Here is a 20,641-nt window from a genome sequence, read left to right as displayed (position 1 = left end):
TTCGGTGTGCGGTGTGTCGTCTGAAAGGGGTACGGGCTACTGGTTCGCGCAGGTCGTGGACGCGGGGGCGTCCAGCCAGGGCAGGTCGTGGCCCATCCGGTCCCGCTTGGTGCGCAGGTAACGGAGGTTGTGCTCGCCCGCCTGAACCGGCATGGACTCGCGGGCGACGACCTTGAGGCCGTGCCGCAGGAGCGCGTCGGTCTTGTCGGGGTTGTTGGTCAGCAGGCGCAGGCCGCGCACGCCGAGGTCCTCGAGGATCTGGGCGCCCGCCGCGTAGTCCCGCGAGTCGGCCGGAAGGCCCAGTTCCAGGTTGGCGTCCAGCGTGTCGCGGCCGCGCTCCTGGAGCTCGTAGGCGCGCAGCTTGGAGAGCAGGCCGATGCCGCGCCCCTCGTGGCCGCGCAGGTAGACGACGATGCCGCGTCCCTCCTCGGTGATGCGCCGCATCGACTCCTCCAGCTGGGGGCCGCAGTCGCAGCGCAGCGAGTGGAAGACGTCGCCGGTGAGGCATTCGGAGTGGACCCGCACGAGGACGTCGTCGCCGTCGCCGATCTCGCCGTGGACGAGGGCGACATGCTCGACACCGTCGACCGTGGAGCGGTAGCCGTAGGCGGTGAAGTCGCCGAAGGCGGTGGGCAGATTGACCTCGGCCTCGCGGCGGACCTTCGGCTCGGAGGAGCGGCGGTAGGCGATCAGGTCCTCGATGGAGATGATCGTCAGGCCGTGCTTGCGGGCGAACGGGATGAGCTCGGGCAGGCGCAGCATCGTGCCGTCCTCGCCCGCGATCTCGACGATCGCGCCGGCGGGGCGCAGGCCCGCGAGCCGGGCGAGGTCGACGGCGGCCTCGGTGTGGCCGTTCCTGACCAGGACGCCGCCGTCCTTGGCGCGCAGCGGGAAGATGTGGCCCGGCCGCACGAAGTCGCCGGCCTCGGCGGTGCCGCCGGCCAGGAGCTGGAGCGTGGTGGCGCGGTCGGCGGCGGAGATGCCGGTGGTCACGCCGTGCGCGGGGCCCGCGTCGACGGAGACCGTGAAGGCCGTGCGCATCGACTCGGTGTTGTTCTCGACCATCTGCGGCAGCTGGAGGCGCTCCAGCTCGTCGTTCTCCATGGGAGCGCAGATCAGGCCGCGGCACTCGCTCATCATGAAGGCGACGATCTCGGGGGTGGCCTTCTCGGCCGCGATGACGAGGTCGCCCTCGTTCTCGCGGTCCTCGTCGTCGACGACCACGACGGGCCGGCCGTTCGCGATGTCGCGGATGGCCTGCTCGACGGGGTCGAGGGAGAGGTCCGAGGTGTCCTCGTCGTGCGAGGTGGCGTACCAAACGGGTGCCGTTGTCATGCCGGGGCTCCTTCCAGGGCGGGCTGCGAGGCCGAGCGGGACCGCAGCCACCAGTCGCGCATGCCCCACAGGACGAGCGCGCCGTAGATCACGTAGACGAAACCGGAGAAGGCGAATCCGTTGGCGAAGTTCAGCGGTACGCCCACCAGGTCGACGAGCAGCCAGGCGAACCAGAACTCGACCATGCCGCGCGCCTGGGCGTACATGGCGACGATCGTGCCGACGAATATGTACGCGTCCGGCCAGGGGTCCCACGAAAGCGTGGGGAAAGCGGTGAACAGGCCGCCGACCGCCAGGGTGCCGAGTGCGGCGGCGCCCAGCAGGTAGCCGCGCTCGCGCCAGGTGGCGAACCGGACGGCGAGGGAGCCGTCCTGGGCCTGCCCCTTGCCGCGGTTCCACTGCCACCAGCCCCACGCGGCGACGACGATGACCACGAGCTGCTTGCCCGCGCTGCCCGAGAGGTGGGCGGTCGCGAAGGCCGTGAGGAGGATGAGGCCGGAGACGAGCTGCGCGGGCCAGGTCCAGATCGAGCGGCGCCAGCCGAGCGCTAGGGCGACCAGACCGACGGTGTTGCCGATCATGTCGGACCACATGATGTGCTGGCCGAAGAGCGTGAACGCCTCGGAGTTCAGCCAGTTCAGGCTCACTTGGTGGCCTCCTGGGCACGGTCGCCGAGCAGCCGCTCGACGTACTTGGCGATGACGTCGACCTCGAGGTTGACCGGGTCGCCGGCCTGCTTCAGGCCGAGCGTGGTCAGGGCGAGGGTGGTGGGGATGAGGCTGATGGTGAAGTAGTCGGGGCCCGCGTCGACGACCGTGAGGCTCACCCCGTCGACGGTGATGGAGCCCTTCTCGACGACGTAGCGGGCGAGGTGTGCCGGGAGCGAGACCTTGACGATCTCCCAGTTCTCCGACGGCTTGCGCTCGACGATGCTGCCCGTGCCGTCGACGTGTCCCTGCACGATGTGTCCGCCCAGGCGGGCGCCAACGGCGGTGGGGCGCTCCAGGTTGACCCGGGAGCCGACCGCGAGGGCGCCGAGGCTGGACCGGTCGAGGGTCTCCGCCATGACGTCGGCGGTGAACTCGTCGCCCTCGTGCTCCACGACCGTCAGACAGACACCGTTGACGGCGATGGAGTCGCCGTGGCGGGCCCCTTCGGTGACGACGGGGCCGCGCAGCCTGAAGCGGGAGGCGTCGCCGAGTTCTTCGACGGCAGTGATCTCGCCCAGCTCTTCGACGATTCCGGTGAACACTTCAGTGCTCCTTCGCTGCAGGGGCCGCGGGGCCGACAAGGGCGGCGGTGAGGCGCAACGCCTCATGGCCGGCGGGGATTCCTGAAGGAGCGAAGGACGCGTGCGGGCGCACGGCTGCTCGCCGGGCGGGCACTGCGGAAGTGGTGGCCACCGGGTCCTCCTGCCTCTTCGGGCACGGACTCCGGGGCACTGTCGCGATAGGCGACAGAACGTACGGGCGAGGACACCGAGGCCGACGCCGAATGAGACCTGTCCCTGAGGACAAGTCGAAACAGACGGCGGCGCGCACGAATGCCCGCCCGCCGCGCACTGCCTCCCATCCGGACTTTAACCGTCGGTCCAGGAATTTCACCTGGTCAACCGGCCGCTGGAAGCGACCGGGTCGCGGACTGTAACCGCCGGTTCGGACTTTCACCGACCCCGGAGTGCGCTGCTTCTGGTACAGGGCCAGTGTGCCACGTCCACGCGTGGGCCAAACGGGTGATCGACTGTGGGCTGGCTCACAGGCCGTGTGCGTGGACTCGCGCAGCGTTCCGGGCGGTCGCCCCTGCCAGGGTAAGAGCGTGACGATCGCAACCGCCGACGAGTTCGAGTCCCACCGTCCGCGCATGTTCGGGCTCGCGTATCGGATGCCCGGTTCGGCCGAGGAGGCCGAGGACACGGTGCAGGACGCGTATCTGCGCTGGAGCGGCGCGGACCGGGACGCGATCGGGCGGCCGGCCGCCTGGCTCGCGAAGGTGGTCACGAACCTCTGCCTCAACCGGCTCACCTCGGCCAGGGCGCAGCGCGAGCGGTACGCGGGGCCGTGGCTGCCGGAGCCCGTGCTCACCTCGGACGGCACCCTCGGCCCCCTGGAGTCGGCGGAGCGGCGCGACGCTGTCTCGACTGCCCTCCTGGTGCTGCTCGAACGGCTGAGCCCGACGGAGCGGGCGGTCTACGTGCTGCGGGAGGCGTTCGCGTACGGGTATCGGGAGATCGCCGGGGTGCTCGACCTGGGTGAGGCCAACTGCCGCCAGCTGTACCGGCGGGCGGTGGAGCGTGTCGCGGCTCCGGAGGCCAGGTTCGAGGCCACGCCCGAGGTCCGGCGTGGGCTGATCGACGCGTTCGTGGCGGCGGCCCGCGAGGGTGATGTCGCCGGTCTGGAGAAGCTGCTCGCGGCCGATGTGACCTGGTGGGCGGACGGGGGCGGCAAGGTCACCGCGGCCCGGCGGCCGATTCTCGGGCGCGAGAAGTTGCTGCGGTTCCTGGCGAGCGGGTCCGTGCGGGCGGGTCTCGACTTCACGGTGTCGGAGGTCAACGGCGCGCCCGCGCTCGTGGCGTGGGTGGGCGACGTGCTCGCCGGGGTCGTCTCGTTCGAGGTCCGCGGCGGGCTGATCGCACGGATGCGGGCCGTCATGAACCCCGACAAGCTGGTGTTCGTGGGGCGTCAGCTTGCGCGTTCCTGAGCCGTCCCGCGGGCGCTGTCACATTCTCGGGCTGTCGCCGGTTCTGAGTGGGCGAGGGACGTTCCACCGGGGAGCGTCCTCGGTGCGAAGGAGCTGAACTGCGATGACCACGATCCTGGTGACCGGCGGCACGGGAACCCTCGGCAGTCTCGTCACCGAGCGGCTGCGGGGGGACGGGCACGAGGTGCGGGTGCTCAGCCGGCACGCACGGCCGTACGCGGTGGACCTGCGGGAGGGCGGGCCCGGACTGGACGAGGCCGTCGCGGGTGTGGACGCGATCGTGCACTGCGCGAGCACGCCGCGCGGCGGCGACGAGAAGGCGGCCGGGCAGCTGATCGAGGCGGCGCGGCGGGCCGGTGTGCCGCATCTGCTGTACATCTCGATCGTGGGCGTGGACCGGGTGCCGCTCGGCTACTACAAGGCCAAGCTCGCGGTCGAGAAGCTGATCGAGGGGTCGGGGCTCGGCTGGACGGTGCTGCGCACGACGCAGTTCCACGACCTGGTGTTCCAGGGCCTTCAGGCGCTGGCCAAGCTGCCGGTGATGCTCCTTCCGGCGGAGGTCGCCGACCAGCCCGTCGAGGTCGCCGAAGTGGCCGACCGTCTGGCGGAGTGGGCGACGGGCGCACCTGCGGGGCGCGTGGCGGACATGGGTGGTCCCGAGGTGCATACGGCCCCGGATCTGGCCCGTGCCTACCTGCGCGCGAGCCGTCGGCGTCGGCCGGTCGTCGAGGTGCGCCTGGCCGGGAAGGCGTACAAGGGCATGCGGGACGGCGGGCATCTGACGCCCGAACGGGCGGTGGGCAAGGGCACGTTCGAGGAGTTCCTCGCGCGGCGGTTTCCCGCGAGCTGACCCGGACCGTGCGCGGGGTTCAGCGGTCCGTCGGCGCGAAGAGGTCGTCCTGCGCCCCGTCCCGCGCCATCAGCAGCGCCCCCCGCAGCACCGCGGCGCCGCCGAGGACGCCGGCCCGCACCTCGGTGGGCAGGGGGGACATGGCGGCGAGGCGGGTGGCGACCAGGGTCGCGAGGCGGTCGCCTCCCGCGCGGCCGACCTCGCCGCCCAGGACGAGGCAGCCTGGGTCGAGGACGGCGACGACGGAGGCGGCCCCGAGGACGAGCCGGTCGGCGAGTGCGTCGAGGAAGCAGGCGGCGGGCGTCCCGGGCTCCGCCCGTACCGCTTCGCGGACGAGCGCCGCGGCGGCCGGCTCCCCCGCTGCGGCCGTCGGGCCCACCAGGCCGTGGGCGCGGGCGAGTTCGGCGACGGCGGCGGATCCGGCCAGCGAGTGGAAGCCTCCGTCGCACCCGGTCGCGGACGGGAGTCCGGCCGTGCCCGGCACGGGCAGGAAACCGATCTCGCCGGTGCCGCCGGAGGCCCCGCGGCGCAGGACGCCGTCGAGGACGACCGCGGCGCCGATGCCGTGGCCCAGCCAGAGCAGGGCGAACGTGTCGCGGTCGCGGGCGGCGCCGTCGCGCTGTTCGGCGAGGGCGGCGAGGTTGGTCTCGTTCTCCACCAGGACGCGGGCCGGCAGGCGTTCGTGGAGGGCGGCGACGAGGCGGCGGTGCCACTCGGGCAGGCCCGACGAGTCACGGAGTTCACCGGTGACGGGGTCGATGAGGCCGGGGGCGCCGATTCCCACGGTGTGCAGGGGCTCGGCGCCCGCCTCCTTCGCGGTGCGCTCGACCAGGGCGACGGCCCGTTCGACGGCGGGGCCGGTGCCCTCCTCGTCGCCGATGGGCGCGGACGCCTCGGCGAGGACGGTGCCCACGAGGTCGGCGACGGTGAGGGTGACGCCCTCGGTGCGGACGTCGAGCGCGGCGAGATGGGCGAGCCCGGAGACGATCCCGTGGAGTTTGGCGTTGGGGCCTCGGCGCTGGGCGCCGGCTTCGCCGACGACCTCGATCAGGCCCTGGGCCGTGAGCCGCTCGACGAGGTCGGCGACGGAGGGCCGGGACAGGCCGGTGAGCTCCTTCAACTGCCCGGCCGTCAGGGGCCCTTCGCTCTGGAGGAGGCGCAGCGCGAGCCGGTCGTTGATGGCCCTGGCGGTACTCGGTGATGCGGGCATGGCGCGGATCCTTCCAGATCGCCTTCGCTGCCGGGACCGGGGCCGTACGGGGAGACCGGTGGGAAACCGACTATTTATCAGGCAGGGTTCCTGATAGTTTACGCCAGCAGCCTGGGGACGGTATCGGGAGGGGCACGCCGGATGAGCGAAGTCGGTTACGGGGCAAGGGAGTTGAAGCGCGCACGCTATGCGGTCGCGACCGTCTTCTGCGTCCATGGAGCGGTCACCGGGTCCTTCGCGACCCGGGTGCCCTGGATCCAGGACCACGCGGGGGTCAGCGCGGGCCAGCTCGGTATCGCGCTCGCCTTCCCCGCGCTCGGCGCCTCGGTGGCGATGCCGCTCGCGGGCTGGGTGAGCCACCGGTTCGGCGCGCGCACGGCGCTGCGCGGCCTGCTCGCCCTGTGGACGCTCGCGCTGATCCTGCCCTCACTCGCGCCGAATCTGGCCGTGCTGTGCGTGGCGCTGTTCGCGTACGGCGCGTCGGCGGGCATGTCGGACGTGGCGATGAACGCGCTGGGTGTCGAGGTCGAGAACCGCCTCGACCGGTCGATCATGTCGAGCCTGCACGGCATGTGGAGCGTGGGCGCCCTCATCGGTTCGGCGGCCGGCACGCTGGCCGCGCACCTCGGCTCCGACGCGCGTCTGCACCATCTGCTCGCCGCGGCGACCCTGACGGTCGTGGGCTTCATCGCCTGTGGCGGCGTGCTCGATCTGCGCCCCACGGAGGACGAGGAGCCGCCGCCGCGCTTCGCGCTGCCGCCCAGGTCGGCGCTGCTGATCGGCGCGGTCGGCTTCTGCGCGGTCTTCGCCGAGGGGGCGAGCCTCGACTGGTCGGCGGTCTATCTGCGGGACGCCCTCGACACCTCCGCCGGACTCGCGGCCGCGTGCACCACCGCGTTCACGCTCACGATGGCCGTGGCGCGGCTCGCCGGCGACAGGATCGTGGACCGGTTCGGCGCGGTGCGCACCGTGCGGGTCGGCGGGGTCGGCGCCGCGCTCGGCGGACTGCTCGTGGTGGTGGCGCCGAACCCGGCGGTCGCGATGGCCGGGTTCGGCCTGATGGGCCTCGGGATCGCGGTGGTCGTGCCGCTCGCCTTCGCGGCGGCGGGGCGCAGCGGACCGAATCCGAGCCAGGCCATCGCGGGCGTCGCCACCATCACGTACACCTCGGGGCTCATCGCGCCCTCCGCGATCGGGACGGTCGCCGACGCGACGAGTCTGGTGGTGTCGTTCGGCCTGGTGACGTTCCTGGCGTGCGGGCTCGCGGTGTTCGCTGGGGTGCTGCGCACGGGGGACCGTACGCGGACGAAGCAGGCCGAGGTCAGTCCTGCGTCCGCAGGAGCTCACGGCCAAGGGTCCTGAACATCTCGCTCCAGGGGGCGGGGCGCAGGGTGGCCGGGTCGAGGCGGACGAGTACGCGGGTGCCGTGGGCGTAGGTCGTCCCACCGTCCGCCGAGCAGAAGCGGAAGCCGTACGTCAGGCCGGTGGTGCCGAGCCGGTCGAGCCAGAGGTGCACGGCGTACGCGCCGGGGCGGTTGACCGGCGCGTCGTACGTGATGCGCAGTTCCTTGACCGCGTTGCAGAAGTCGCCGGCCGCCACCCAGTCGCCCTCGAAGACGAGGCCGCGCTCCGCCCACAGCGCGGTCCAGGCGCGCTCGACCATCACCGGGTAGCGGGCGTTGTGGAGCAGGCCGAGCGCGTCGAGGTCGTCGAAGTGGACGGTGACGGGGACGAGCTGTCCGTGGGACTGGGCGGGGCGGGCGAGGGCTTCGGCGGTCACGGGTGGGGCTCCTGATGCGGTACGTACAAGAGCCCCATCGTACGACCTTGAACTAAGCAAACGCTCAGCAGGCCAGGTCGGGGCGTGACGGGGCCGCTCAGCCCGCGATCGAGTCGAGCTGTTCGGCCGCCGGGCGCAGTGCCCACAGGTCCCCGCCGGGCGGCGTCTCCAGATGCGGGACCGCCCGCTTCGCCGCGGCGCTCCCGGCGTCTGCGGCAGCGTGCACGACGTCGCTCGCAGCGAACCGGTGGAACTCCAGCTCGGGGTGCGGCCACGCCGCCGCCCCGGTGGCCGCGGGCAGCAGATAGTCGACGGCCTTGAACAGGCTCTGCCCGTCCAGGCCCCGGTACGACCACAGGTCCACGCCGACGTGCCGCCCGATCGCGGCGAGCCGGGTGTAGGCGACCAGGTCGAAGGTCGAGTAGTGCCAGCTGCGGGTCCTGGCGAGCTCCTGCGGCTGGCTGCCGTCGCCCGCGATCTGCGGGGCGATGCGCTTGGCGCGGGCATCGAGGACGGTGCGGCGGGCGAGGGCGGTGTCGCCGGCGGTGTAGGCGAGGGCCGCGACCTGGAGGTCGTAGAACGTGCCGTGGTTGTTCTCGGCGGCGCCCTCCTGCGCACCGAAGTCGCTGTTCACCAGCCAGCCGAGGAAGTCCTTGTTCCACTCCCCCATCGCCGAGCGGTCGCCCTTCGACCAGCCGGGGGCGCCCGCGCCAAGGAGGGCGACGGCGTCGGTGACGCTCGTGTACGACTGCGAGAAGTCGATGATGCCGATGGCCCGGCCGTCGTACTTGCAGGGGATGAACTGGGCGTGGTCCAGGTTCGGGTTCATGCGCGTGTCCGGGTCGAGGAACCAGGTGCGCAGGACCGTGGCGGCCTTCTCCGCGTACTCCTTGCGGCCCGTGTAGTACCAGGCGAGGGCGAGGTCGTACGTCGAGTCGAAGACCTTCTCGACGTCCTGGCGGTCGGTCCCGGTGTCGACCTCGGGGTTGCGCTGTCCGTCGCGCTGGACGTAGGGGCAGCCCCAGGGGTTGTCGGCGGTGGGAGTCTGTGAGGGCCACCAGTAGGGGGCCTGGCTCAGGTAGTCGTGGACGTCGCCGCCGGGCGCGGGCTTCGGTTTGTCGACGACGGTCCAGGGGCCCTGGTCCAGCCAGGTGTCGGCGCGGTCCGTCAAGTCCCTTACGGCGCGCTGGAGTTGCGGGTCGCCGTGGTCGAGGCGCTGCTTGGTCCGCAGCAGGTGCTCGCCGTCGAGGACGGCGGTACGCGGGGCGCTCACGCCGGCCGTCGCGGACTGGGCCGGGACCAGGACGGCGGTGAGGGCCGCCGCCGCGGCGAGCAGGGCACCGAGACGCACACGGGATCTGGCACGCATCACAACTCCCATCACGTATATGAACGACGTTCATGGATCGAGCCGTGCGAGCGTAGGGCTCCGAGGTGGACGTGACAATGCCCCTGACAAGGATTCATGGATGGGATCGGGGCCGTCGACCGTGGCGCGAGAAGGGCCTTACGGCGCATTAACATGGCGGCGATCATTTCGAGCCACAAAAGCACCACAGAAAGCAGAACTCACATGGACCTCGGTGTGCGCTGGAAACTTCACGGCGACGGGCGCACCCCGGCTCCAGGCGCCGTCGTGCGCCCGGACGAGCGGCTCTCCTGGCCGCGCACGCTCGGGCTCGGCGCCCAGCACGTCGTCGCGATGTTCGGCGCGTCCTTCGTGGCGCCCGTCCTGATGGGTCTCGACCCGAACCTCGCGATCATGATGTCCGGCGTCTCGACCGTGATCTTCCTGCTCGCCACCCGCGGCCGCGTGCCCAGCTATCTCGGCTGCTCGCTCTCCTTCGTCGGCGTCGCCGCGGTGATCCGGGCGCAGGGCGGGACCAGCGCGACGGTGACCGGAGCGGTGTTCGTGGTCGGCGCCGCGCTGTTCCTGGTGGGGCTGGCGGTGCAGAAGTTCGGCGCGCGGATCATCCACGCCGTCATGCCGCCGGTCGTCACCGGTGCGGTCGTCATGCTGATCGGCTTCAACCTCGCGCCGGTGACGGCGTCGACGTACTGGCCGCAGGACCAGTGGACCGCGCTTCTCGTGATGCTGTTCACCGGTTTGGCCGTGGTGTGCCTGCGCGGTTTCTGGTCCCGCATCGCGATCTTCCTCGGGCTGCTCTTCGGCTACGGCATCTCCTGGGCCTTCGACCGGATCTTCGGCCGGATCCACTCCGTGACCGGCGGCGCCGAGGCCGTCGACCACTGGCGCCTGAACCTGTCCGGCGTCGGCAAGGCCGAATGGATCGGCCTGCCCTCCTTCCACGCCCCGTCGTTCCAGTGGTCGGCGATCCTCGTCGCGCTGCCCGTCGTGATCGCGCTGATCGCCGAGAACGCGGGACACGTCAAGGCCGTCGGCGAGATGACCGGCGCCAACCTCGACGACAAGCTCGGCACCGCGATCTCCGCCGACGGCGTCGGCTCCATGCTCTCCACCGCGGTCGGCGGCCCGCCCAACACCACGTACTCCGAGAACATCGGCGTGATGGCCGCGACCCGCGTCTACTCGACCGCCGCGTACTGGGCGGCCGCCGGTTTCGCCCTGCTCTTCGGCGTGTGCCCGAAGTTCGGCGCGATCGTGGCCGCCATCCCGGGCGGCGTCCTCGGCGGCATCACCGTGATCCTTTACGGCATGATCGGCCTGCTCGGCGCGCAGATCTGGATGAACGCCGGGGTGGACCTGCGCAATCCCCTGAATCTGGTGCCGGCCGCGGCGGGCATCATCATCGGCATCGGCAACGTCTCCCTGAAGTTCACCGACAACTTCTCGCTGAGCGGCATCGCCCTCGGCACGCTCGTCGTCATCACCGGCTACCACGCGCTGCGCGCCATGGCTCCCGCGCATCTCAAGACGCAGGAGCCGCTGCTCGACGAGGGGACCTCTTCGTACGACGATGCGGCCGGCGACACTGCCGACGGTCAGTCCGCCAAGTCGTAGGCGTAGTCGGGGGCGAACGATCCCGGCTCGCCCTTGCAGCCGTCCGACTCCCCCGGCAGCTTCACCCACAAGTAGGCGTCGATCCCGCGCTCCCCGGTGCGCAGGGTCGGCGCCTGCCCCAGTTTGCGGCCCGAGGGGTCGCACCACGCGCCGTCCGCCGGGGCGCCGTTGCCGTTGCGGCTGGTGTCGATCACGGCGCCCAGGGACGGCGGGCCGCCCATCGCCGCCAGGACCCGGCGGGCGTAGGCCACTTCGGCGGAGGTGCGGTTGAAGTTGGAGACGTTCGTGAAGACGCCGTCGGACGAGGCCGGCGACGCGGCGCCCGCCGCTCGCAGCCGGGCCGCCTGGGTACCGGCGGGGTTCCAGTCGGAGTGCCCGGCGTCGTAGTACACCCTGGCCCTGGGGTTCGCCGACTTGAAGGCGCGGCCCGCGCGGGCCAGCGCCGCGTACCGGTCGGCGAGCTGCCCGCCGGAGAGGCACTCGGTCTGGGAGAGCGCGTCGGGTTCGAGGATCAGGACGACCTCGCCGGAACCGAGGCCCGCCGCGAACTTCTGCGCCCAGCTGTCGTAGGCGGCGATGTCCGGCGCCCCGCCCTCCGACGCGCCCCCGCAGTCGCGCTCGGGTATCGCGTACGGCACGAGCACGGGCACCCGGCCCTCGCGTGCCGCCGTGGACGTCACCGCCCGCACCCGGGACGTGATGGTGTCGGGCGTGAAGTCGGCGAACCAGACCGCGGCGGGCCGGTCGGCGATCCGGGACTCGATGAGGGGGCGCCGCGGGTCCGAGCGGTTGGCCCTGACCCAGTCGAGCACCTGGGAGTCGGTGTGCCGGTACAGGCGCGTGGAGGCGGGCGCCACGCGCCGCCCGGTGGACGCCCTCGGAGCGGGCTTCGGCTTCTTCTTCGCCGTCTTCGAATTCGACGGAGAGGACGACGGGCCGGGTGAGGCCGGGGCGGATGTCGCGGTCGGTACGGCGGGCAGCGGAAGCAGGTCGGGCGACTGCGTCACCCGGGACCGCGCCACATCGCCGCCCTCGGACCCGTCGAGCGCCGACAGCATCCCGGCGACCGTGCCGACCGCGGCGACCAGCGACGCGGCCGCCGCCATGGCCCCCCGGCGGGCGGCGACCCTGCGCTCGGCGCGACGCTCGGCCAGTCGCTGCGCACGTAAGCCTGACACGCTGTTCTCCCCTTCCCCCCACGCACGGTGCCCGGCCCGTTCCCCCGTTCTGGGGAAGCCCCCGGCCAGGCGGCACGCGCGCCAGCCTAGGCTTGAGAACCTGCCCCCATGGCGCAGTTGGAACGGTTCGCGAAGTGCACGCCCGCCGCGCGCGGGGTCGACTCCGTGGTGGCCCGGATGCGTGAGCTGGCCGCGTCCTGGCCTGCCCGCGACGGTGTGGCCGTCTTCAACCGGGTCTATCTGTCCGTCACGGAAGAGGTCGACCGGCACATCGACGGCGGCCGGTTCGCCGACGCCGAAGCCGCGACCACGCTGGACGTTCGGTTCGCCGGGCGCTATCTGGCGGCCGTCGAGACCCGCTCCACCGACCACCGTCCGCCCGCCTGCTGGCGTCCGCTGCTCCAGTACCGCCGCCATCCAGGCGTACGCCCGCTGCAGTTCGCCCTCTCGGGCATCAATGCGCACATCGGCCACGATCTTGCGCTCGCCGTCGTGGACACCTGCCGTACGCTCGGCTGCGAACCGGCCGACGTGGAGGATGAGTTCGACCGCGTGGGCGATCTCCTCGTCTCGCTGGAGGAGCGCATCCGCGAAGATCTGATGCCGGGCCCCGATCTGCTCCAGATCGCCGACCCGCTGACCCATCTGCTCGGCTCCTGGACCCTGGAGCGCGCCAGGGACGGCGCCTGGGCGGCGGCCCGCGCCCTGTGGGTGCTGCGTGAATTCCCGGACGTCACCGAGGAGTTCGTCCGGCGCCTCGACACCTCTGTTGGGCTGGTCGGCCGCATGATGCTCACACCTCTGCCGGACTGATCCGGCCACGCACCCGCCTTCACCCCGGAACTCCCCCGTGATCGCTGTACGTTGACGAGGAGTTACGCGAGCGATCCCTGATGCGAACGCGAAGGAGCACCGGCATGGCGACCCGACTCGGCCTCAGCCTCCCCCAGATGAAGCAGTACGACATCGGGCGCGACATCCCGGCGGTGGCCCGCGCCGCCGAGGAGATCGGTTACGAGAGCCTGTGGGTCTTCGAGCGGATCCTGTTCCCCGAGCCCGCCCGCCAGGGCCTGTACGGGATCCCCGGCCTCCCCTGGCCGGACCAGTACCGCTCGGTCGCCGACCCGCTGGTCTCCCTCACCCTGGCCGCCGCCGTCACCGAGCGGGCCCGGCTCGGCACGAGCGTGCTTGTCGGCCCTCTGCACGTGCCGTTCCAACTGGCGCGCGCCCTCGCCTCGTTGGACGCTGCGAGCGGTGGCCGCGTCGTCGCGGGCATCGGCACGGGGTGGTCCCACGACGAGTACGCGGCCGCCTCCGTGGCCCCGTTCGAGAAGCGCGGCCAGGTCCTGGACGAGCTGCTCGACGTGTTCGAGGCCGTGTGGGGCCCCGACCCCGTGAGTTACGAGGGTGAGCTGACGACCATCGCGCCGTCCGTGGTGGGGCCGAAGCCCGCCGGGCCGATCCCGGTGCTCCTGCCGGCGAACAGCCCGAAGGCCGCGCGCCGGCTCGTGGACCGCGCGGACGGCTGGATGCCGGGGGCCGCGGGCGCGGAGCAGCTCGCCGAGCAGTGGCGCGGCCTTCAGGAACTGGCCGAGGAGCGCGGCCGCAAGGAGCCCATCCAGAGCGTGCTGCGGGTCAACACGATCTACACGCGGGACGAGTACAAGGGCGATGACCGCCGCCCGTTCCAGGGCAGCGTCGCGCAGATCGTCGAGGATCTGGTCGCGCACAACGCGGTGGGACTCGAGGAGATCCTGATCGACCTCCAGGGTCTCGTCCGCGACGCGGACGAGCTGACGGATGTCGCGGCCGAGGTGTTCACGGCCGCGCGCGAGGCCGGGGTCTGAGCAATGCGGGCCCCGGTGTCTGCCGGGGCCCGCACGCCGATCAGTCCTCGGGCAGCTCGACCGGTGCGATCTCGTCGTACGCGTCGCCGGGGCCGGGGTTGGTGCCGTCCGTCGCGCCGCCCAGCTGGTGCATGACGCCCCAGACCGCGTTGAGCGCGGTCTGCACGGCGCCCTCGGCCCAGCCGGCCGTCCAGGAGATGTCGTCGCCCGCGAGGAAGATGCCCCGCTTGTCCTCGGGGAGGCGGTCCTGCATGAAGTGCGTGAACAGGCGGCGCTGGTAGCGGTAGTGACCCGGCAGGTTCGCCTTGAACGCGCCCATGAAGTAGGGCTCGTTCTCCCAGGACACGGTCACCGGGTTGCCGATGATGTGCTTCCTGATGTCGACCTTCGGATAGATCTCGCCGAGCGACTTGAGCATGACCTCCATGCGCTCGTTCGCCGACAGGGGCAGCCACTTCAGGCTGTCGTCGCACCAGGTGTACGACAGGCAGATGGTGGCCGGCTTGTCCGGGCCGTCGTCGAGCAGGTAGGTGCCGCGCGTCATGCGGTCGGTGAGCGTCATGGACATCGTGTCCCGCCCCGTCTCCTCGTCCTTGTCCAGCCAGAACGGCCGGTCCACCGGGACGAAGAGCTTCGAGCTCTCCATGTAGTGCGTGCGCTCGATCGCCGTCCAGTGGTCGATCGGGAAGAGCGAGTCGTCGCACGCGACCTTGGACAGCAGCATCCAGGACTGCGCGGTGAAGATCGCCGCCTGGTAGGTGCGGATGTCACCCGACGCGTCGGTGACCGTGATGTGGTTGCCCGCGGTGCGGTGCAGCCGGGTCACGGCCGGGCGCGGCTTCCGGCTGTCGTGCAGCTCGGCGAGCGAGGTGCCGTACGCCCAGTGGACGATCTTCTCCGGCTCGCGCTCCCACAGGCGCAGCGGCAGCTGCTGGGAGCCGCCGACGATGCCGCGGTGGTGGTCGTCGGCCTCGGTGTAGACGACGCGCAGGATCTCCAGGATGGAGTTCGGGAAGTCGGTGTCCCAGCCGCCGGTGCCGAAGCCGACCTGGCCGAAGATCTCGCGGTGCCGGAAGGACTTGAAGGACTCGGAGTCGCAGAGGAACCCGTAGAACGTCTGGTTGTCGAGCTTGTCGACGAGCTTCGACCAGATCTCGCGGATGCGCGGCACGTCGCGCTCGCGCATCGCGCGGTTCATGTCGGAGAAGTCGGCGCCCTCTTCGAGGCAGGCGTTCCACGCGTTCATGACGTCGCGGTAGACCTGCGGCAGGTCGTCGACGGTGTTGGCGTAGTGGGACTCGCCCTTGAGGTCGACGACGGTCGACGGGGTCTCGGGGGCAAGCGGGTTGGGGAAGGGCCGCGTCTCGAGGCCGACCAGGTCGATGTAGTGCTGGAGCGCGGTCGACGACGGCGGGAAGCGCATCGCGCCCATCTCCGCGGTCAGCCCGGCGGCCTCGGCGGGGGTGCCCTCGAAGCCGACCGTGCGCAGCCGGCCGCCGATCTCGTCCGCCTCGTAGACGACGGGCTTGAGGCCCATCTTCATCAGCTCGTACGCGGCGACGATCCCGGAGAGGCCGCCGCCGATGACCGCGACCTCGGTGCCGTGCTCGGTCGCCGGTATCTGGCCGAGGCCCGCGGGGTGCGCGAGGAAGTCGTCGTACGCGTACGGGAAGTCCGGCCCGAACATCGTGATGGGGGGCTGCGCGTCGGTGTGCTGGACGGCGTTGGGCACCGTGGACGTCATGGGGTACGGACTCCTTGCGGGAACTGAGGTACTGAAGGTTCGGGGCGGCGGCTCTGGGCTCAGACCAGCGGCGTGTACAGGCCGGGGCGGCGGTCGCTGAGGTACGGGTTGGCGTCGCGGGACGCGGCCAGGAAGGCGGGGTCCACGTCGGCACAGATCAGCTCGTCACCGCGGCCTGCGCGCGCCCTGGCGACCCCGTCGGGCCCGGCGAGCGTGGAGAGCCCGACGAACTCGAACTCCCCTTCCTGGCCGACCCGGTTGACGTACGCGACGTACATCTGGTTCTCGAAGGCCCGCACGGGCACGACCGATTCGGCGACGAACTGGTACGGGTGCATCTGGGCCGTCGGTACGAGCAGCAGGTCGGTGCCGGCGAGGGCGTGCGCGCGCACGTTCTCCGGGAACTCGACGTCGTAACAGATCATGAGGCCGATGCGGACACCGTCGAGCTCGGCCTGGACGACGGCCTGGTCGCCGGGAGTGAACGAGTCGCGCTCGAAGCAGCCGAAGAGGTGGGTCTTGCGGTAGTTCGCGAGGCGGGTGCCGTCGGGGGCGATCAGCTGGGCCGAGTTGAACACCAGCTCCCCGTCGCGCTCCGGGTAGCCGTAGGCCACCGCGACGCCGTGCCGGGCCGCGATCTCGGCGATGGCCTGCGCGGAGGGTCCGTCGGCGGGCTCGGCGAGGCGGGCCACGTCGTCGCCGATCGCGTACCCGGTCAGGAACATCTCGGGGGCCGCCAGGAGCCGGGCTCCGGTCGCGGCGGCGCGGCCCGCGGCGTCATCGAGCACCTTGAGGTTCTCGGCGACGGACCCGGGGCGGCCGGAGCTCTGGAGCAGGGCGGTGCGCAGCGGCGGCATGGGCGTCCTAGGGAGCGTGCGAAAAGGGGGAGGGGGATCGGATAAGACGGTACGTTTCCGCGGACCGGCGGGACAAGACGGGACTGTTGCGTCTTCTCGTACGATCCGTTGCGCCTGATGGGCCGGCGGCGGCGATTTGTTGCGCGTCCGGGTGAGCTGTCAGTCGCAGTCCGTACGGGGCGGCCTCCGCCGCCCGGCGGAGGGGGAAGCCGACCGTGGTCCGACGTGCCGGGTGGGGATCCTGGGCTGCACCTGGCTGAGCCCCGACACGGAAAAGACGCAGGTGCCGCGGAGCCTGGGCTCGGCGGCACCTTCTGGAGGGTCAAGCAGGGCACCGGCGACTTCACGGTGCTGCCGTGGCGCCCAGTGCATCCCACGAAGTGAGGCGTTACGCGGGCGAGCCCGATGTGTAGCGCCGCATCAGCGGCGACAGGACGAGCACCGACTTGGTCCGCTCCACGAACGGCTCCCCCGCGATCCGTTCCAGGACCCGCTCGAAGTGCCGCATGTCCGAGGCGAAGACCTGGACGATCGCGTCCGCGTCACCGGTGACGGTGGACGCGGACGCGACCTCGGGATAGCGCTCGAGGCCGCGCTTGATGGCCTCGGGCGAGGTGTTGCGCCGGCAGTACATCTCGATGAACCCCTCGGTCTCCCAGCCGAGCGCGGCCGGGTCGACCCTGACCGTGAAGCCCGTGATGGCTCCGGTGGCCCGCAGCCGGTCCACGCGCCGCTTGACGGCGGGCGCGGACAGGCCGACGATTTGGCCGATGTCGGCGTAGGAGCGGCGGGCGTCCTCGGCGAGGGCGTGCACGATGCGTTCGTCGAGATCGTTCAGCAAGGCAGGTGTTTCACTTCTCTTCGGCAGGCGCGCCGGCGAACTGCTCGGCGGGCGCGGTGGCCAGTCGGGAGCGACGGGCTCCGTAAAGGAAGTAGAACACGAGGCCCGCCGCCATCCAGCACCCGAAGACCACCCAGGTGACGGCGTCGAGGCTGAACATGTTGTATGCGCAGAAGATGAAGCCGAGGACCGGGAAGACCGGCCCGAGCGCCACCTTGAAGGTGCGCGGCATGTCCGGGCGGGTGTAGCGGAGCACGATGACCGCGATGTTGACCAGGCCGAAGGCGAACAGGGTGCCGATGCTGGTGGCGTCGACGAGCTTGCCCAGCGGGATGAGCGAGGCGAGCAGGCCGCAGAAGAGCGACACGATGACCGTGTTCACGCGCGGGGTGCCGGTCTTGCCGCTGACCTTGCCGAAGACCTTCGGGACCAGGCCGTCGCGGGACATCGCGAAGAGGATGCGGGTCTGGCCGTAGAGGACGGTGAGGACGACGCTGGCGATGGAGATGACCGCGCCGGCGGCGAGCATGGTGCCCCAGAAGGTCTGCCCGGTGACGTCGTTCATGATCGCCGCGAGCGTGGCCTCGGAACCCGCGAACTCCTTCCAGTTCCACGCCCCGACCGCGACCGCGGCGACCAGGACGTAGAGAACGGTGACGATGAGCAGTGAGAGCATGATCGCGCGGGGCAGGTCACGCTTCGGGTTCTTGGCCTCCTCGCCGGCCGTGGAGGCGGCGTCGAAACCGATGTACGAGAAGAACAGGCTGGCGCCGGCGGCGCTGACACCCGCCGTGCCGAGCGGCATGAAGTCGCGGTAGTTGCCGGACTTGAAGCCCATGAAGCCGATCGCGCAGAACAGCGCGAGCGCGACGATCTTCACCGCGACCATGATCGTGTTGACCACGGCGGACTCGCGGGCGCCGCCCAGCAGGAACACCATCGCGAGCAGGACGACGACCAGACCGGGCAGGTTGATGACGCCGCCCTCACCCGGGGCCGACGAGATCACGTCGGGGAGGGTCACACCGATGGTGCCGTCGAGCAGCTCGTTGAGGTACTCGCCCCAGCCGACGGCCACGGCGGCGACGGAGACGCCGTACTCCAGGACCAGACACCAGCCGCAGACCCAGGCGACGAGTTCGCCCATCGTTGCGTACGCGTACGAGTACGAGGACCCGGCGACCGGTATGGTGCCGGCCAGCTCGGCGTACGAGAGGGCCGAGAACAGGGCCGTGAGGCCGGCGATGACGAAGGCGATCGTGACGGCGGGGCCGGCCTTCGGGACGGCGTCGCCGAGGACGACGAAGATGCCGGTGCCGAGCGTGGCGCCGATGCTGATCATGGTCAGCTGCCACATGCCGAGCGAGCGGCGCAGAGTGCCGCCCTCCCCGTGGCCGCCCTCCGCGACCAGGTGTTCTACCGGCTTGCGCCGCATCAGCCGGGCTCCGAGCCCCGGGGCGGGGGTCTCGGTGGGGAGGGTGCGCGGTGGTGCGCCGTGGTCGAGCACGGGCTGGCTCCTTCATCGCTGCCGGTCAGGGTGACGGAGGCCGACAAGCAGCGGCAACCCGCACCCGGAACCGGGGGGACCGCCGAGCAGGCCGTCCCCGCCACGCCACGTACAGCGCCTGACTCTAAGGGGTTTCTCTTCCCAGCTGTAATGCAGCAACCTTGCGTATACGTGCATGAACGTTGCGTGGTGCGGGCGGGTGCGGACGAACGTTGCGCGGTCCGTTTCGTCCGTTGCGTTCCGGTCACCCGGAGGGAACGCCGGCGACGCCTCCCGGAAACGCCGACGGCCCCCGCGGAACGAGTCCGCGGGGGCCGTCACAGAGACGCCGGGCACTAACTCCAGCTGGCATGCAGCGGCTTGCCCTCCGCGTAACCGGCAGCGCTCTGGATGCCCACGACGGCCTTCTCCTCGAACTCCGCCAGGGAGTTCGCACCGGCGTAGGTGCAAGAGGAGCGGACGCCCGCGATGACCGAGTCGATCAGGTCCTCGACGCCCGGACGCTGCGGGTCGAGGAACATGCGCGAGGTGGAGATGCCCTCCTCGAACAGCGCCTTGCGGGCGCGGTCGTAGGCGGACTCGTCGGAGGTCCGGTTCTTGACGGCGCGGGCCGAGGCCATGCCGAAGGACTCCTTGTAAGCACGCCCCTGGGCGTCGTGCTGGAGGTCGCCCGGGGACTCGTACGTGCCCGCGAACCAGGAACCGATCATGACGTTCGACGCACCGGCGGCGAGCGCCATGGCGACGTCGCGCGGGTGCCGGACGCCACCGTCGGCCCAGACGTGCTTGCCGTACTTCTTCGCCTCGGCGGCGCACTCCAGGACGGCTGAGAACTGCGGCCGGCCGACGCCGGTCATCATGCGCGTGGTGCACATGGCGCCGGGGCCCACGCCGACCTTGATGATGTCGGCGCCGGCCTCGATGAGGTCCTTGACGCCCTCGGCGGCGACGATGTTGCCCGCGACGATGGGCACCTGCGGGTCGAGGCCGCGGACGGCCTTGATCGCGGAGATCATCGACTCCTGGTGGCCGTGCGCGGTGTCGACCACGATGGTGTCCGCGCCGGCGTCGAGGAGCTGCTTGGCCTTGCCCGCCACGTCGCCGTTGATACCGACGGCGGCGGCGATGCGGAGCTTGCCGTTCGCGTCGGTGGCCGGGGTGTAGAGCGTCGCGCGCAGGGCGCCCGTGCGGGTCAGGATGCCCGCGAGGCGGCCGTCGGCGCCCACGGCGGGGGCATAACGGCGGTTGGCGTGGTCCAGCTTGTTGAAGGCGTCGCGCGGGTCGATGTCCGCGTCGAGCAGGAGCAGGTCCTTGGACATGACCTCGGTCAGCTGCGTGAACCGGTCGACGCCGGTCAGGTCGGCGTCCGTGACGACGCCGACGGGCCGATGCTCCTCGTCCACGACGACACCGGCGTTGTGCGCGCGCTTGTTCAGCAGGGCGAGCGCGTCGGCGACGGTCTGGTGCGGGGCGAGGACGATGGGGGTGTCGAGGACCAGGTGGCGGGTCTTCACCCAGGAGATGACCTCGGTGACCACCTCGATCGGGATGTCCTGCGGGATGACGACGAGGCCCCCGCGGCGGGCGACGGTCTCGGCCATGCGGCGCCCGGCGATCGCGGTCATGTTGGCGACGACCAGCGGAATCGTGGTGCCGGTGCCGTCGGGGGACGCCAGGTCGACCGCCTGACGGGAACCCACGGCGCTGCGGCTCGGCACCATGAAGACGTCGTCGTAGGTCAGGTCGTACGCAGGCTGGATGTCGTTGAGGAAACGCACGTGCTGCTCATCCCAGTCGATCAGAGGTGGCCCC

The 20,641-nt window shown here is 71.4% G+C and carries 18 protein-coding genes and 1 riboswitch; of the genes, 6 read left to right on the top strand and 12 right to left on the bottom strand.

Features of this window, described 5'->3' with window-relative positions; genetic code table 11:
• Positions 1 to 36 precede the first annotated feature (36 nt).
• Genes OHA58_RS30715 through OHA58_RS30705 form a run of 3 tightly spaced genes read right to left on the bottom strand, consistent with a single transcriptional unit; the run spans position 37 to position 2,587 of the window.
• Positions 37 to 1,335: a bifunctional 3,4-dihydroxy-2-butanone-4-phosphate synthase/GTP cyclohydrolase II gene (locus OHA58_RS30715; RefSeq protein ID WP_405482790.1), complete on the bottom strand. Its 1,299-nt coding sequence runs from the start codon at positions 1,333 to 1,335 to the stop codon at positions 37 to 39.
• On the bottom strand, positions 1,332 to 1,976 hold the full coding sequence (locus OHA58_RS30710; RefSeq protein ID WP_326778742.1) for a nicotinamide mononucleotide transporter family protein: 645 nt from the start codon (positions 1,974 to 1,976) through the stop codon (positions 1,332 to 1,334). Before OHA58_RS30710 ends, OHA58_RS30715 begins: the two co-directional genes overlap by 4 nt.
• Positions 1,977 to 1,978: 2 nt before the next feature.
• Positions 1,979 to 2,587 (bottom strand): riboflavin synthase, encoded by a 609-nt coding sequence (locus tag OHA58_RS30705; protein WP_100597450.1) that lies wholly within the window; start codon positions 2,585 to 2,587, stop codon positions 1,979 to 1,981.
• 302 nt (positions 2,588 to 2,889) lie between these two features.
• A riboswitch (FMN riboswitch) is annotated at positions 2,890 to 3,020 on the bottom strand.
• A gap of 130 nt (positions 3,021 to 3,150) precedes the next feature.
• On the opposite strand from OHA58_RS30705, the gene OHA58_RS30700 reads away from it, so the two are divergent.
• Entirely contained in the window at positions 3,151 to 4,032 is an 882-nt protein-coding gene (locus OHA58_RS30700) for an RNA polymerase sigma-70 factor (RefSeq protein WP_405482788.1), read from the top strand.
• Positions 4,033 to 4,135: 103 nt separating this feature from the next.
• On the top strand, positions 4,136 to 4,882 hold the full coding sequence (locus OHA58_RS30695; RefSeq protein WP_405482786.1) for an SDR family oxidoreductase: 747 nt from the start codon (positions 4,136 to 4,138) through the stop codon (positions 4,880 to 4,882).
• Positions 4,883 to 4,901: 19 nt separating this feature from the next.
• On the opposite strand, the gene OHA58_RS30690 is transcribed toward OHA58_RS30695, so the two are convergent.
• Entirely contained in the window at positions 4,902 to 6,092 is a 1,191-nt protein-coding gene (locus tag OHA58_RS30690; protein ID WP_405482785.1) for an ROK family transcriptional regulator, read from the bottom strand.
• A 141-nt stretch (positions 6,093 to 6,233) separates the two neighbouring features.
• On the opposite strand from OHA58_RS30690, the gene OHA58_RS30685 reads away from it, so the two are divergent.
• A complete protein-coding gene (locus OHA58_RS30685; protein ID WP_405482784.1) occupies positions 6,234 to 7,454 on the top strand; it encodes an MFS transporter in 1,221 nt (406 codons plus the stop codon).
• On the opposite strand, the gene OHA58_RS30680 is transcribed toward OHA58_RS30685, so the two are convergent.
• Both OHA58_RS30680 and OHA58_RS30675 read right to left on the bottom strand, forming a co-directional pair.
• A complete protein-coding gene (locus OHA58_RS30680) occupies positions 7,414 to 7,872 on the bottom strand; it encodes an acyl-CoA thioesterase (RefSeq protein WP_405482782.1) in 459 nt (152 codons plus the stop codon). The genes OHA58_RS30685 and OHA58_RS30680 overlap by 41 nt on opposite strands.
• 97 nt (positions 7,873 to 7,969) lie before the next feature.
• Entirely contained in the window at positions 7,970 to 9,241 is a 1,272-nt protein-coding gene (locus tag OHA58_RS30675; protein WP_405482781.1) for an alginate lyase family protein, read from the bottom strand.
• A 204-nt stretch (positions 9,242 to 9,445) separates the two neighbouring features.
• Here OHA58_RS30675 and OHA58_RS30670 point away from each other — a divergent pair, with 204 nt between their 5' ends.
• On the top strand, positions 9,446 to 10,855 hold the full coding sequence (locus OHA58_RS30670; RefSeq protein ID WP_405482779.1) for a uracil-xanthine permease family protein: 1,410 nt from the start codon (positions 9,446 to 9,448) through the stop codon (positions 10,853 to 10,855).
• Here the strand turns inward: OHA58_RS30670 and OHA58_RS30665 are convergent.
• The gene (locus OHA58_RS30665) at positions 10,837 to 11,961 is read right to left on the bottom strand and encodes a glycoside hydrolase family 6 protein (RefSeq protein WP_405485254.1); all 1,125 of its coding nucleotides are present in this window, start codon (positions 11,959 to 11,961) and stop codon (positions 10,837 to 10,839) included. The genes OHA58_RS30670 and OHA58_RS30665 overlap by 19 nt on opposite strands.
• 180 nt (positions 11,962 to 12,141) lie before the next feature.
• Between OHA58_RS30665 and OHA58_RS30660 the strand changes: the two genes are divergently transcribed.
• Positions 12,142 to 12,846 carry a DUF5995 family protein gene (locus OHA58_RS30660; RefSeq protein WP_405482777.1) on the top strand — a complete coding sequence of 235 codons (705 nt, stop codon included), beginning with the start codon at positions 12,142 to 12,144 and terminating at the stop codon, positions 12,844 to 12,846.
• Between the two features lie 104 nt (positions 12,847 to 12,950).
• The gene (locus OHA58_RS30655; protein WP_405482776.1) at positions 12,951 to 13,880 is read left to right on the top strand and encodes an LLM class F420-dependent oxidoreductase; all 930 of its coding nucleotides are present in this window, start codon (positions 12,951 to 12,953) and stop codon (positions 13,878 to 13,880) included.
• A gap of 40 nt (positions 13,881 to 13,920) precedes the next feature.
• On the opposite strand, the gene OHA58_RS30650 is transcribed toward OHA58_RS30655, so the two are convergent.
• The 5 genes from OHA58_RS30650 to OHA58_RS30630 all read right to left on the bottom strand — a co-directional run bounded on the left by OHA58_RS30650 (position 13,921) and on the right by OHA58_RS30630 (position 20,607).
• Positions 13,921 to 15,624 carry a flavin monoamine oxidase family protein gene (locus OHA58_RS30650; protein ID WP_405482774.1) on the bottom strand — a complete coding sequence of 568 codons (1,704 nt, stop codon included), beginning with the start codon at positions 15,622 to 15,624 and terminating at the stop codon, positions 13,921 to 13,923.
• Positions 15,625 to 15,683: 59 nt separating this feature from the next.
• Positions 15,684 to 16,481 (bottom strand): carbon-nitrogen hydrolase family protein, encoded by a 798-nt coding sequence (locus tag OHA58_RS30645; RefSeq protein WP_405482773.1) that lies wholly within the window; start codon positions 16,479 to 16,481, stop codon positions 15,684 to 15,686.
• A 388-nt stretch (positions 16,482 to 16,869) separates the two neighbouring features.
• The gene (locus OHA58_RS30640; protein WP_127828554.1) at positions 16,870 to 17,322 is read right to left on the bottom strand and encodes an Lrp/AsnC family transcriptional regulator; all 453 of its coding nucleotides are present in this window, start codon (positions 17,320 to 17,322) and stop codon (positions 16,870 to 16,872) included.
• 10 nt (positions 17,323 to 17,332) lie between these two features.
• A complete protein-coding gene (locus tag OHA58_RS30635; RefSeq protein ID WP_405482771.1) occupies positions 17,333 to 18,829 on the bottom strand; it encodes an amino acid permease in 1,497 nt (498 codons plus the stop codon).
• Between the two features lie 335 nt (positions 18,830 to 19,164).
• Positions 19,165 to 20,607, bottom strand: coding sequence for a GuaB1 family IMP dehydrogenase-related protein (locus tag OHA58_RS30630; RefSeq protein WP_405482769.1), 1,443 nt, complete (start codon positions 20,605 to 20,607; stop codon positions 19,165 to 19,167).
• Positions 20,608 to 20,641 lie beyond the last annotated feature (34 nt).

This window comes from Streptomyces sp. NBC_00009 (assembly GCF_045040855.1).
Taxonomy (GTDB): Bacteria; Actinomycetota; Actinomycetes; order Streptomycetales; family Streptomycetaceae; genus Streptomyces; species Streptomyces aureus.
Note: the sequence above shows the minus strand (reverse complement) of the source record. Positions and strands in the feature narration are given on the sequence as shown.